This is a genomic window from Micrococcus porci, from assembly GCF_020097155.1.
Classification (GTDB): Bacteria; Actinomycetota; Actinomycetes; order Actinomycetales; family Micrococcaceae; genus Micrococcus; species Micrococcus porci.
Genome location: NZ_CP083691.1, coordinates 859,051 through 871,586, shown reverse-complemented (window position 1 = coordinate 871,586; position 12,536 = coordinate 859,051). Strand labels below are relative to the sequence as shown.

Genomic DNA, 12,536 nt, shown 5'->3' with positions numbered 1-12,536 from the left:
GCCGGGACGCTCGGCGTGGCCGCCGCCGCGCTGATCTCCACCCCCGCCGGCACGGCCCACGCCGCCGCCGGCCCGAACCCCTTCACGCTGGGGGTCGCCTCGGGCGATCCGTGGCCGGACGGCTTCGTGATCTGGACGCGCCTGGCGACCATGCCCCTGAACCGGGACGGCTTCGGCGGCATGCCGGACGCCTCCTTCACCGTGGAGTGGCAGGTGTCCCGGCACGCGGACTTCCGCTCCACCGTCCGCACCGGCACCACGACGACGTCGCGCGCCCAGGGCTACGCGGTGCACGTCACCCTTACGGGCCTGCGCGCCGGCACGGAGTTCTTCTACCGCTTCCGCTGCAACGGGCACCTCTCCCGCACCGGCGGCGCCGTGACGGCCCCGGCGCTCGGCTCGATGCCCGGCCACCTCACCGCCACCGAGGCCGAGCGCCTCATCCGCGCCGCCGGGTTCGCGCCGGTGCGGCTCGGCGGGATCGACGAGTCGATCCGCATGGAGGTCACCGGCGAGCTGCACCCGTTCGGCGGCCTGGACGGCACCCTGCCGACCACCGCGAACGTGGAGCAGCTGCGCGGCTGACCCTCCGGGGGCCGAAGACCGGGGGCTCAGGCGAGCAGGCCCAGCTCCCGCATGAGCGCGCCGTGGCGCTCCAGCCCGGGGGCGAGCGCCTCCGGGTTGGCGCGGAACCAGCCCAGGTGGGCCCGGCGCACCTCGGCGTCGGAGACCTCGGCCCCGCCCACGCGCCAGGCCGCACGCGGGGCCGTCTGAAGCCCGAGCGCGTCCACGACCTGCTCCTCGATCGGGGCGAGCACGTGGCCCAGCAGCAGCCGGTCCGGGGCGTGGACCTCCTTGTCCACGCCCAGTTCGGCCAGGACGGTCCGGGCCAGGGCCTCCAGCAGCGGGTTGTCCGGGTGGTTCACGGTGTGGAACCCGACCCCGCGCTCGTCGGCCACCGCGTCGGAGACCCGCACCGTGCCGAAGTGCTCCTCACGGGCGCGCAGCCGGGCCACGGACTCCGCCGCGAGCCCGCGGAGCGCCTCCGCGGACAGCGGCAGGCGGGGCCCGGCGTCGTAAGCCCCGGCCTCCCCCGGGCCGCCCAGCGCCGCCGGCCACGGGATGAGCCCGGCCTCCGCGGCGGCCTCGGCCACGGTGCGCAGGTCGTGGTACGGGACCACGGGCGGGTCCTCCCACGGGCGCGTGGGGTGGCGCAGGGTGACCAGCCACGGGAAGCGGGACGAGTCGTAGAGCGCGGGCACGCGGATGGACCGCGCCCCGGCCGGCAGCAGCGACTCCAGCTGGCCCAGGCCCAGGGGCAGCCCCTGGTAGTCGTCCCGGACGGGCTTGACCACCAGCACCGTGGTGCGCTTCAGCAGCGCGAGCAGGTGCGGCAGGTCGTCGGGGCCCAGCTCGAACATCGGGGGTACCCGCACCGAGGCCGGGGTGCCGCCCTCGGCGCGGCCGGGCTCGCCGCACAGCAGCAGGCGCGTGGCCTCCGCCTGGCAGCCGCCCATCACCGTGAGCAGCTCCCCCTCGGGCAACGGCTCCAGCCCGTAGAAGTGCGCGTAGTGGCGGCGCCGGCCCTCGTCCGCGGGCAGGTCCGACGACGGCGCCCGCTCGGCCGCCCCGCGCACCTGCACGCCCTCGTCGCCCGGCTCCGCGCCGGCCGTCCTCGTCTGATCGTCCATGGGCGTCTCCTCGCTCATCCCCATCCTCCCCACCAGGCCTCCAGGTCCACGTCGCGGGCGACCGGTGCCCAGCCCAGCCGCGCGGCCGGCACCCGCCACACGCGGGAGTCGCCCCCGCGGCGGGACCGCCACAGGGCCCGCGAGCAGGTCAGCACGGCCAGCACGGGCCGCTCGCCGCGGCCGGCCTCGCCCGGCTCCTCTGCCGCCTGCGGCTCGCCGAGCACCTCCACGCGCTCCACGCCGGCGCGCTCCAGGCGCAGCAGCCAGTCGGCGGCGCGGGCGGCGTCGGGGCGGGCGCCGGGGGCGGCGGGACGCAGCGGCGTGCGGACGTCGCAGGACCAGTCCGGGATCCCGCGCACCGCCCCCAGGTCCCCGCGGGCCGGTGCGGGCGGCAGGTCCGCGCGCGCGGCCTCCCCCCCGCCGTCCATGATCCAGACCCGCGGGTCGGCCAGGGCGGCCCGCGCCGCGCCGGAACCCAGCCCGGTCACACCGACCCGCGCCCCCGGGGCGGCCGCCAGCAGCGCGTCCACCCCGACGACGGCGGCCGCGTCCCCGGACGCCTCGGCGCGCACGCGCGCGCCCACACGCAGCGGGCCGGGCAGGGACAGGCCGTGGCCGCGGGCCGTCGTCGCGGTGATGCGGGCGGCCAGGCGCAGAGCCTCCCGCTGCTTCACGGCGGTGCGCTCCGCGGCGTCGCCCCGGCCACCGAAGTCCTCGCCGGCCTGCCAGGCGACGGCGGCCGGCTGGTGCCGGAACGCCCCGCCCACGCGCCAGAGCCGGTGGGCCAGCTCCCAGTCCTCGCCGCCGTAGCCGACGAACGCCGGGTCGAACCCGCCGGCGTCCGCGTAGACCTCCCGGGCCACGGTGAGCACCGCGGAGATCACGTACCGGTAGGACGTGGAGTCCGCCGCCGCGAGGTCCCCGCTGCGCTGGTACGCCTCCGCCAGCCAGGCCGGCTCCGGCAGCCGCGCCGCCTCGGGCACGGGCTCCCCGGGCCGCCAGCCGGACTCGAGCAGGGCGGGGTCCAGGTGACGACGCCGGCCCACCACCACGGCGTCCACGCTCGCCGCGGGCGCGGCGCAGGCGGCCGTGAGGTAGCCGGGCTCGGGGAGCATGTCGCCGTCGAGGAACGCGAGGATCCGCCCCTCCGCGGCCGACGCCCCCAGGGCGCGGGCCGCCGAGGCCCGGAACCCGTGGTCCTCCTGGGCCACCACCACGGCCTCGAACGGCAGCCCGGCCGGGAGCACCGGCGGCTCCGGGGAGCCGTCGTCGGCCACCACCAGCTGCAGGCGGGAGGCGGGGTGGTCCTGGGCGGCGAGGGCGGCCACGACCCGCTCCAGGTCCGCGGGCGCCCGGTAGTGGGGCACCACCACGGAGACCTCGGGCACGGACGCCTCCGGCCCGGCGGTCTCGGCGGCGGCCTCCCGGCCGGCCACGGGCGCGGTCATCGCGGCCAGGCCCACCCGTGGACATCGGCGAGGGCCGCCGCGAGCATCCGGGCGCAGGCCCGCGGGCCCGGTGCCAGGGACGTGCCCCGGGCCTGCCAGGTGCGGGAGGGCTCCTCCACGGCCTCCGCGACGGCCTCGGCCAGCGCGTACTCCGGGCCGGAGGTGCCCACCTGCACGATCCGCAGGGTGCCGGGGCGCAGCCGCGCCATCTCCTGCGTGTACCGGCCGGCCGGGACGATCGGCCGGCGCCCCACGGACATCCACGAGGCCAGCGAGCCGGACGCGGAGACGTTGTGGTGCGCGGCCAGGGGGACGGCCGCGGCGCGCAGGGCGGGGTCGAGCACCTCGTCGGGCACGAACCCGGTGACGCGGAACTGGAGCCCGGACACCTCCGCGCGGGCGGTGAGCTCGTCCACGAGGAATTCGTGCCGGGCGGCCACGGCCCCCAGCGCCGTCACCCGGCGGGGCCGGTGCGGGGACGGTCCCCACTGGCGGTCGAGCTCGGCGAGCGCGTCGATGGCCTCCGCGTGGCCCTTGCCCGGATACAGGTGGCCGAAGATCACCACGTCACGGTCCAGGCCCTCGAGGGCCTCCGGCAGCCGGACCGCCTCCCGGGCGGCGCGGCGGTCCTCCACGGGCAGCGGCACCACGTGTGCGTCCACGTCCACGATCGCGTGCAGCAGCGCCCGTTCGTGCTCCGAGGAGACGACGACGCCGGCCGCCGCCTGCGCGATCCGCACGTAGGCCTCGGCGCGCTCCAGGAACCGGGCCTCGCCCTCGGCGGGCTGGGGGACGTCGTGCAGGGTGACGGTCGCGCCGTCGGGGAGGATCCGGGAGAGGGTGTCCGCCGCGGCGGCCGGGGACGGGCCGAACAGGCTGTCCGTGACGTCCACGTGCACGGCCCGGCGCGCCTCCCGGGCACGCGCGAGCACGGGGGCCAGCCCCACGAAGCCGGTGGCGTCCTCCGTGTGGAGCGACTCCACGTCCAGGCCCACCTGCGCCAGCTCCTCGGCCGTGAGCAGCCCGTGGTGCACCACGCCGTGGCCCCGGGACCCGACGCTCAGATACAGCACCCGCCCCTGCGCGTGAGAGGTCATCCTCGCCGCGTCCTTTCCTGGTCCCGTCAGATCCCTCGACGACGGGCCCTCGTGCCGCGCGTCGTTCCCTGTCAGCCTAGACCGATCCAGGGTGCGGCGTGTGTCGAACCCGCACCCCCGCGCGCCCCGAGAGGACCCCCGTGAGCCTGACCGTCCAGCACGTCCCCGCCGGCCACCCCTATGCGCGGTCGGTGCGTCCCCTGGACGGCGCCGCGGCCCCGGACGTGGAGTTCTGGCCGGACCCGCCCGTGCCGGGCGCCGCCGAGGGAGTGTGGTGGCCGCCGCGGGCCCTGGACCCGGCATGGATCGCCGAGCACCGTCCGGACGTGCTGCACGTGCACTTCGGGTTCGAGCACTTCACCCCGGAGCAGCTGCGCGCCGCCCTCGACGCCCAACACGCGCACGGCGGGGCGGTCGTCGTCACCGTGCACGACCTGCAGAACCCCCACCTGCAGGACCAGGACCCGCATCGCGCGCGCCTGCGCGTGCTCCTGGACGCCGCGGACGCCGTCATCACGCTCACCCCCGGGGCCGCCGCGGCCGTGGAGGCCGCGTCCGGCCGGGCTCCGCTGGTGCTCCCCCACCCGCACGTGGTCCCGCTGGACGCGCTCCCCGACGACGGCGCCGCGGACGGCGAGCGGCCCGGCGTCGACCGCCCGGCCCGGCTGCTGATGCACGCCAAGGACCTGCGCGCGCAGGTGGACCCCGTGGGACTGCTGCCCGTGCTCGCCGCCGCCCGGGACGCGCTGGCGGCCCGGGGGCTCGCCGTCGAGGTGACGGTGGACGTCCAGGACGGGGTGCGGGACGAGGCCGCCCTGGCCGAGCTGGAGGCCGGGGCCGAGGCGCACGGATTCGCACTCTGGCGCCACGCCCGCCTGGACGACGCCGAGCTGCACGCCGCGCTGCGCGACGCCGACGTCTCCGTGCTGCCCTACCGGGTCGGCACCCACTCCGGCTGGGTGGAGATGTGCCGGGACCTCGGCGTGCCCGTGGCCGTGGCGGAGGTGGGGCACATCGCGGACCAGGCCCGCGCCTGGACCACCCCGGAACTGCTCGCGGCCTTCGACCCCGACGACCCCGCCTCGCTCGCCGACGCCCTCGCCGCCCTCCTGACGGCCGCCCCCGACGCCCGGGCCGCCGCCCCCGCGGCCCGCGCCGCCCAGCGCCGCCGCGTGGCCGCCGCGCACGTCGCCGTGTACCGGCAGGCCCTGGCCGTCCGCCGTGGGACGGCCGCCACGGTGTCCGTGCTCGTGATCACCGGCCACCGCGACGCCCACCTGGCCCGCGTCCTCGCCGGGCTGGAGCGCTCCCACCGCCGTCCCGACCAGGTGGTGGTCGTCTTCATGGGCCAGCCCGACGGGGCCGTCCCCGCCACCGACCTGCCCGTCACCGTGGGCCACGTGGCCGCCGACCACGGTCTGCCCTTGGCCACGGCCCGCAACCGCGCCGCCGAGCTGGCCACCGGCGAGGTCCTGGTGTTCCTCGACGTGGACTGCATCCCCGCCGCGGACACCGTGGGCGTGCTCGCCGCCGAGGTCGCCGCCCACCCCGGCTCGCTCGTGATGGGCGCCCCCCGCTACCTCGCCCCGGACTGGACGGCGGCGCTCGCGGCCGAGGGCGTGGACGCCGACGCCGCCCCCACCGACGGCGACCTGCGCCGCCACGCCGTGCCCCACCGGGCGCGCACGCACCTCCGCCCGGGCCCCTCCGAGGAGTGGGCGCTCGTGTGGACGCTGGTCATGGCGATCGGCGCCGCGGACCTGGCGCGGATCGACGGATTCGACGAGGGGTTCGCCGGCTACGGGGCCGAGGACACGGACCTGGCCTTCCGCGCCCGCGACGCCGGCCTGACCCTGCGCATCAGCCCGGCCGAGGCGTTCCACCAGCACCACGGCGTGCACCGGCCCCCGCTGCACCACGTCGCGGACATCGTGGTGAACGCCCGCCGGTTCCGGACGCTGCACGGGACGTGGCCGATGGGCGGCTGGCTGGCCGCGTTCGCCGAGCGCGGGCTGATCCGCTGGGACCCGGACGGGGACCTGCTCGAGCTCGTCCGGGAGCCCACCCCGGACGACGTGGCCGCCGCCCGCGTGGACGACGCCGCCTACTGAGCGGACGCGGCGGCGCGCTCCAACAGCGCACCCCAGCCGGCGGCGTGCTCGGCCGGGGGCCGCAGCAGGGCGGCGGCCAGGCGGTCCGCCGCGGCCGGGTCGCCCAGGGCGCGGGCCACGGCGCCCGCCCAGTCCGCCTCCGGGTCCTCCCAGGCCCGCCAGGGCACGCCCGCGGCCCGCTCGACGGCCTCGGCGAACCGGCGCTGCTCGGCGAACGGCCGCTCCTCGGGGGCCAGGACCACGGGCCGGCCGGAGTGGGCGGCGTCCACGGCGGCGTTGTGCCCGGCCGAGACCACCACGACGTCCGCCGCCGCGAGGGCCGCGGGGACGTCCTCCACCCAGCCCTGCAGCTCCAGGTTCTCCGGCAGGTCGGCGCCCCCGGCGTCCCGCACCGGGCCGATCACGTGCCAGCGCGCCCCCGGTGTGGACCGGGCCGCGCGGGCGATGTCCCGGGCCGCCACCCCGCCGCCGCCGGTGCCCGTCACCGCGACGACGCGGGGGGCCTCCCCCGCCCGGGCGGGCGCGGCGGTGCGCCCGAGGCGGCCGTCGGCGTCGGGCACGCCCAGGTGGGCGGTCCTGGCGCCGAACTCGGCCTGCCAGGCGGGGTCCTCCAGGACCTCGCCGTAGTGCGCGAACAGGGCGTCCGCCTCGGCGTAGACGAGCCGGTGCGCCGGGTCCGTGCGGTCCCCGTGCATGCGCCGGTGCACCACCGGGTACCCGGCCAGGCGCAGGAACAGCGCCGCCTCCGCGGACACGTCGACGACGCACACGTCCGGGCGCACCGCGCGCGCGGCGTCGTGGAGCGCATCGAACCGGGCCTGGATGGCCGGGCCGACGGGCGTGTGGTGCAGGGGCGAGCCCTCCGGCTGGCCGTGCCCCGGCACGATGTCCGTGGGCAGCGGGACGATCCGCGTGCCCGTCGGCAGCAGCCGGGCGGCGTCCGGGTGGGCGGTCGCCACGGTCACGTCGGCCACGTCCGCACGGATCAGCGTGGCCGCGTGCCGCACGTGCCCCGAGCCGTGCTGGTGCGCGTAGTGCAGGACCCGGAGACGGCGTCCGCTCACGCGGGCACCTTCCGGAGCTCGGCGTCGTCGGCGTGGTCCGCCACGGCCTGCTCCAGCAGGTCCAGGTAGCCGGCCACCATGGTGTCCGCGCTGAACCGGCGGGCCCAGTCCGCCACCCGGGCGCGGTCCTTGCGGCGGGCGTAGCGGATGGCGTCCGCGAGCGCCTCCACGGAGTGGTGCACGGCCAGGGCGCCGGCCTGCGGGGCCACGATCTCCCCCATGGCGCCGGTGAGCAGGGCGGCCACGGGCACGCCCAGGGCCATCGCCTCCACCGTGGCCAGGCCGAACGGCTCCGCCCACAGGGGGGTGGAGAGGAACACCTCGCCGGTGGCCAGCAGGTCCGGCAGGGCCGTGTGGTCCAGGTGGCCGTGGTGCACCACGTCCTCCCCCAGTCGGGGGGCGACCCGCTCGGCGTAGTACGCCGGGTCGGAGACGGGGCCGGCCGCGTGCAGTTCCATGCCCACGGCGCGGGCGGCGTCGATGGCCATGTGCAGGCCCTTCTCCGGGGTGATCCGCCCGGACCACACGGCCCGCCCGGGCACGGGGGCGCGGTCGGACACCCAGCGGTCCAGGTCGATCCCGTTGGGCACCACGTCCACGGAGGGCAGCCGGTGCCGCCAGGCCAGCGCGTTGGACACGGACACGGACGCCCAGCGGTGGTGCGCCGGCGGGGTCCAGCCGGGGGCGTCGGTGACCTCGAGCACCGGCTCCAGCGTGGCCGGGGTGTGGAGCACGGTGAGCATCGGCAGGGAGCGCAGACGGATCAGCGGCTGCGGGGAGAGGGAGTTGTTCAGCACGGCGTCCGGGGCATCGGCCAGGATCCGCTGGCACGCCCCGGCGAGCGCGCCCTCACGGACGGCCTGCCCCTCTGCGCCGGGGGCGTCGGGGGCCGCGGCCAGGAGGGAGACGACGTCGGCGCCCGGGATGCGGGTGCCCGCGCGGGCGTGCACCCGCACCTGATGCCCGGCCGCGACCAGGTGCTCCACGGTCATGGCCGTGTGCATCTCCAGCCCGCCCTCGTAGGGCGAGCGGATGGGGTGCAGGGGATGCGTGAGCACGTCGATGCGCACTGGGCTCCTTCCGGCCCCGACCGGGGCGTTCCGGCCCGCACGGCGCGGGATGCGCGGCGGGAGGGCCTGACCCCGGGCTGGCCTGGGGGGACCGCGTTCTGCGGTACCCGCCAACGGTACGCCGAACAGGGCCCCGGGGACACCTCGGCGCGGGGACGACGGGGGCCCAGGGACGACGAGGGCCCGGGCGGATGCCCGGGCCCTCTGTGCTGTGGAGCTAAGGGGAATTGAACCCCTGACCTTTTCATTGCGAACGAAACGCTCTACCAACTGAGCTATAGCCCCGCACGACCGGCACTGCGTCCGGCAACACCCCAGGATCATACGCCCCTGCCCGGCGCGGCGCCAATCGGGCGACCGGTAGGCCCCCGCCGCAGGGCGGCCCGGGCCGCCAGCAGCCCCAGCGCCACGCCCGCCAGGTCGGCGACGGCATCCGCCGGATCCCCGGTGCGGCCCAGCCCCTGCACCGCCTGCAGCACCTCGCTGAGCGGGGCGTGCACGGCCAGCACCGCCGCCGGCCACACCCGGCGGGCCAGGAGCACCCCGAGCAGCGCGGGCACCCCGAACGTCGCCACGTGGATCGCCTTGTCCATGCCCGGCACCTCGAACCCCACGGCGGGGACGTCGTCGCCGGGCAGGTAGAGCACCACGAGGTGCGCCGCCAGGGCGATCACCAGCAGCAGGGCAAGGGTCCGCCGACGCGCCGCGGAGGGCGGCGGGGCGGCGGGGGCGGAGGACCGGGCGGGCATCCGCCCATTGTCCCCGGTAGTCTGCGCCCCATGCCCGCGTCCCCGCCCGAGATCCTCGTGCCGATCCCGCCGGAGTTCGCCGCGGACATCGCGGACCGGCCCGCCGACCCGCTGCTGGCCGCCGCCCCGGACGCGGCGGCCCAGCCGCTCTCGGGCGAGCAGTGGCTCGCGCGGCTGCCGAGAATCCTGGCGGGCCGGCTCACCGCCTGGGACCTCACCCTGGACCCGGACGTCCCCGGCGCCCCGTGGGCGGGCACGAGCGCTCTCGTGGTGCCGGTGCGGCTGCCCACCCGGCGTCCGGCCGTGCTCAAGGTGACCTGGCCGCACCTCGAGGCCCGACACGAGCACCTGGCGCTGCGGCTCTGGGACGGCGCCGGCGCGGTCCGCCTGCACGCGGCCGACCCACGCGACGGGGCCCTGCTGCTCGAACGCCTCGACGCCGGCCGCCCGCTCTCCGCCGAGCCGATCCTCGACGCGTGCGAGGTGGTCGGCGGTCTCCTGCGGACCCTCGCCCGGTCCGCCACCCCGCAGTTCGACGCGGTGGCGGACAGGGGCGCCCGCTGGCTGGACACGCTCGCCGCCCCCGTGGCGCAGGTGCCGCGGCGGCTGCAGGTCCAGGCCCGCTCCCACCTGCGCGACCTGCTGGACTCGGCGCCCCCGCCGCGGCTGCTCCATGAAGACCTGCACGACGGCAACGTCCTCGCCGCGCCCTCCCCTGCCGACGGAGGCGAGGCCGCGCGGGGGCCGTGGCTCGCGATCGACCCGAAGCTCGTCGCCGGTGAGCCCGCCTACGCCGTGGCACCGATCGTGTGGAGCCGGCCCGAGGCCACCGCCCGGGCGCACCATGCCCGGGTGCACGTCAGGATGCGCGCCGACGTCGTGGCCGAGGCCGCGGGGCTGGACGGGGAGCGCGTGCGCGCCTGGACGTTCGTCCGCCTCGTGCTCCGGGCCGTCGACGCCGCCGGTCGGGGTGAGGCCGGGGACGAGGTCCGCGCCCGGATGATCACCCTGGCCGGGCACTTCGCGAGCTGAGCGCCGGGCGGGGTCGATGCGGGCAGGCGGCCGCCCCTCCCGAGGCCCTGATCGAGCGGTGGACGTCACACCTACGCCGTTGTGCATCCCGGTGCGGCGGGCGTAGTCTGCTCGCTCGTGTCCACGCACCCGCACCCGGGCGACGGCGCCGGCATCGCCGCGTCCGCCGCCCCGCAGCCCGCCCCGGGCTCCCCCTCCTCCCCCGCGCCCACAGCCCCCTCCTCCGCAGACCGCTCCGGCGGCCACGCAGCCCCCGGCCACCGCCCGGCCACGGCGGAACGCGCGCGCACCGGCATGCTCATGCTGGCGATCGGCGCGCTGGGCGTGGTGTTCGGGGACATCGGCACCTCGCCCCTCTACGCGCTGCAGACCCTGTTCTCCGCGGACCACAACGCCGTCACGCCGTCCTTCGCCCACGTTACCGGGGCGATCTCCCTGGTGCTCTGGTCACTGATCCTCATCGTGACCCTGACCTACGTGCTCAACGTGCTGCGCGCGGACCACCACGGCGAGGGCGGCGTGCTCTCCCTGGCCACCCTCGTGCGCCGCCACTACGACGAGGCCACCACCCCGGACTCCGACACGGACGTCGCGCAGGACGCCGCCGCCCCCGGCCCGGAGCGCCGGCGCCGCGGGCAGTGGGCCTTCACCGCGGGCCTGATCGGCTGCTCCTTCTTCTTCGGCGACTCCGTGATCACGCCGGCGATCTCCGTGATGTCCGCCGTGGAGGGCGTCGCCGTGGCCGTGCCGTCCCTGGAGCACTGGATCATCCCCGCGTCCCTGCTGATCCTGATCGTCCTCTACGGCCTCCAGCGCTTCGGCACCGGCGGCGTCGGCATGCTGTTCGGCCCCGTCATGGCCGCGTGGTTCGCCACGCTCGCCGTCCTCGGCGTCGGCCCCCTCCTGGACCGCCCCGACATCCTGGTCGCGCTGTCCCCCCTGCCGGGCCTGATGTTCGCCCTCCAGCAGCCCATGGTCGCGCTCGTGGCGATGGGCGCCGTCGTGCTGGCCGTGACCGGCGCGGAGGCCCTCTACGCGGACATCGGGCACTTCGGCCGCCTCCCGATCTCCCGGGACTGGCTGTTCTTCGTGCTGCCCGCCCTCGCCCTGAACTACCTCGGCCAGGGCGCGCTCATCCTCGACGACCCGGGCGCCGTCGCCAACCCGTTCTTCCGCCTGGCCCCGGACTGGTTCGCGCTCCCGCTGACCATCCTGGCGATCGCGGCCACCGTGATCGCCTCGCAGGCCGTCATCACGGGCGCGTACTCCGTGACCCGCCAGGCCATGCGCCTGGGCTACCTGCCCCCGCTGGCCGTGCGCCACACCTCCGGCAAGGAGGCCGGCCAGGTGTACCTGCCGCTGGTGAACTGGATCCTGCTGGCCGCCGTCGTGCTCGTGGTGCTGATGTTCCGCTCCTCCGTGGCCCTGGCCACCGCGTACGGCCTGGCCGTGACCGTCACCATGATCATCACCACCACCCTCGTGCTGGTGCACATGGCGACGACGTGGCGCCGCCCGCTCTGGCAGCCCGTGCTGCTGGGCACGCTCGTGCTCCCGCTGGAGCTGTCCTTCCTGGCGGGCAACCTCGTCAAGGTGTTCGAGGGCGGCTGGCTGCCGCTCACCATCGGCGGGCTGGTCCTGGGCACCATGACCGTCTGGCACCGCGGCCGCGTGGCCGTGTCGCACCGCTGGTCCCGCACCGAGGCGGACCTCGAGACGTTCATGGCGAAGGCCGCCCACCACGTGGAGACGGGCGACCTGCGCCGCGTGCCCGGCCACGCCGTCTACCTGGCGCCGAGCGCCCGCCTGGCCCCCGCCGCCCTGCGCATCAACCTGCGCGCCAACCGCGGCGTCCACGAGAAGATCACCCTGGTGCACGTCGTCACCGAGGAGCAGCCCTACGTGGCGGAGGCCGAGCGGTGCACCGTGCGGGAGGTCGGCCCGCTCAGCGGCGTCCACCAGGCCGTGATCCGGGTCGGCTTCTTCGACGCCCTGGACATCCCCGGCACCCTGCGCGCGCACGCCGCCGCGCTGGGCCTCACCAACCGGGACCTCGTCCAGGCCGTGTACGTGCTCTCCCGCAGCCGCTACCTCACCCCGCGCGGACACGGCCCGAAGACCTGGGGGACGCGCGCGTTCGTCTCCCTCAGCCGGCTCGCGGACCAGCCCGTGTGGCAGTACGGCCTGCCCGTGGACCACACCCTGGAGGTCGGCTCCCGCGTGCGGCTCTGAGCCGGGCGACCGGCGGGGTCGTCCTGGCGGGAGGCGACGCCG

General features: G+C 77.3%; 10 protein-coding genes and 1 tRNA gene. 4 read left to right on the top strand and 7 right to left on the bottom strand.

Annotation, left to right across the window (positions count from 1 at the left end):
• Positions 1-15 precede the first annotated feature (15 nt).
• Positions 16-585 carry a PhoD-like phosphatase N-terminal domain-containing protein gene (locus KW076_RS04200; protein ID WP_224356355.1) on the top strand — a complete coding sequence of 190 codons (570 nt, stop codon included), beginning with the start codon at positions 16-18 and terminating at the stop codon, positions 583-585.
• 26 nt (positions 586-611) lie between these two features.
• On the opposite strand, the gene KW076_RS04195 is transcribed toward KW076_RS04200, so the two are convergent.
• From KW076_RS04195 to KW076_RS04185, 3 genes are read right to left on the bottom strand one after another with little or no spacing between them, the layout of a single operon-like run.
• A complete protein-coding gene (locus KW076_RS04195) occupies positions 612-1,691 on the bottom strand; it encodes a WcbI family polysaccharide biosynthesis putative acetyltransferase (RefSeq protein ID WP_224356354.1) in 1,080 nt (359 codons plus the stop codon).
• A gap of 14 nt (positions 1,692-1,705) precedes the next feature.
• On the bottom strand, positions 1,706-3,139 hold the full coding sequence (locus tag KW076_RS04190) for a glycosyltransferase (protein ID WP_224356353.1): 1,434 nt from the start codon (positions 3,137-3,139) through the stop codon (positions 1,706-1,708).
• Positions 3,136-4,236, bottom strand: coding sequence for a glycosyltransferase family protein (locus KW076_RS04185; protein ID WP_224356352.1), 1,101 nt, complete (start codon positions 4,234-4,236; stop codon positions 3,136-3,138). Before KW076_RS04185 ends, KW076_RS04190 begins: the two co-directional genes overlap by 4 nt.
• Positions 4,237-4,376: 140 nt before the next feature.
• Here KW076_RS04185 and KW076_RS04180 point away from each other — a divergent pair, with 140 nt between their 5' ends.
• The gene (locus tag KW076_RS04180; RefSeq protein WP_224356351.1) at positions 4,377-6,347 is read left to right on the top strand and encodes a glycosyltransferase; all 1,971 of its coding nucleotides are present in this window, start codon (positions 4,377-4,379) and stop codon (positions 6,345-6,347) included.
• Here KW076_RS04180 and KW076_RS04175 read toward each other — a convergent pair.
• From KW076_RS04175 to KW076_RS04160, 4 genes are all read right to left on the bottom strand, one after another.
• On the bottom strand, positions 6,341-7,411 hold the full coding sequence (locus KW076_RS04175) for a glycosyltransferase (RefSeq protein ID WP_224356350.1): 1,071 nt from the start codon (positions 7,409-7,411) through the stop codon (positions 6,341-6,343). The two genes, KW076_RS04180 and KW076_RS04175, sit on opposite strands and share 7 nt — an antisense overlap.
• A complete protein-coding gene (locus tag KW076_RS04170; RefSeq protein ID WP_224356349.1) occupies positions 7,408-8,481 on the bottom strand; it encodes a glycosyltransferase in 1,074 nt (357 codons plus the stop codon). Before KW076_RS04170 ends, KW076_RS04175 begins: the two co-directional genes overlap by 4 nt.
• Before the next feature lie 212 nt (positions 8,482-8,693).
• Positions 8,694-8,766, bottom strand: a tRNA-Ala gene (locus tag KW076_RS04165).
• Between the two features lie 35 nt (positions 8,767-8,801).
• Complete coding sequence (locus KW076_RS04160) at positions 8,802-9,230, bottom strand: VanZ family protein (RefSeq protein WP_224356348.1); 429 nt, start codon at positions 9,228-9,230, stop codon at positions 8,802-8,804.
• Positions 9,231-9,260: 30 nt separating this feature from the next.
• Between KW076_RS04160 and KW076_RS04155 the strand changes: the two genes are divergently transcribed.
• Both KW076_RS04155 and KW076_RS04150 read left to right on the top strand, forming a co-directional pair.
• Positions 9,261-10,262: an aminoglycoside phosphotransferase family protein gene (locus tag KW076_RS04155; protein WP_224356347.1), complete on the top strand. Its 1,002-nt coding sequence runs from the start codon at positions 9,261-9,263 to the stop codon at positions 10,260-10,262.
• A 117-nt stretch (positions 10,263-10,379) separates the two neighbouring features.
• Positions 10,380-12,494, top strand: coding sequence for a potassium transporter Kup (locus tag KW076_RS04150; RefSeq protein ID WP_224356346.1), 2,115 nt, complete (start codon positions 10,380-10,382; stop codon positions 12,492-12,494).
• Positions 12,495-12,536 lie beyond the last annotated feature (42 nt).

Bases quoted from the DNA above. Each gene is read 5' to 3' on its own strand.
- KW076_RS04195 (WP_224356354.1), bottom strand. From the start codon at position 1,691: ATGGACGATCAGACGAGGACGGCCGGCGCGGAGCCGGGCGACGAGGGC.
- KW076_RS04160 (WP_224356348.1), bottom strand. From the start codon at position 9,230: ATGCCCGCCCGGTCCTCCGCCCCCGCCGCCCCGCCGCCCTCCGCGGCG.
- KW076_RS04155 (WP_224356347.1), top strand. From the start codon at position 9,261: ATGCCCGCGTCCCCGCCCGAGATCCTCGTGCCGATCCCGCCGGAGTTC.
- KW076_RS04190 (WP_224356353.1), bottom strand. From the start codon at position 3,139: ATGACCGCGCCCGTGGCCGGCCGGGAGGCCGCCGCCGAGACCGCCGGG.
- KW076_RS04185 (WP_224356352.1), bottom strand. From the start codon at position 4,236: ATGACCTCTCACGCGCAGGGGCGGGTGCTGTATCTGAGCGTCGGGTCC.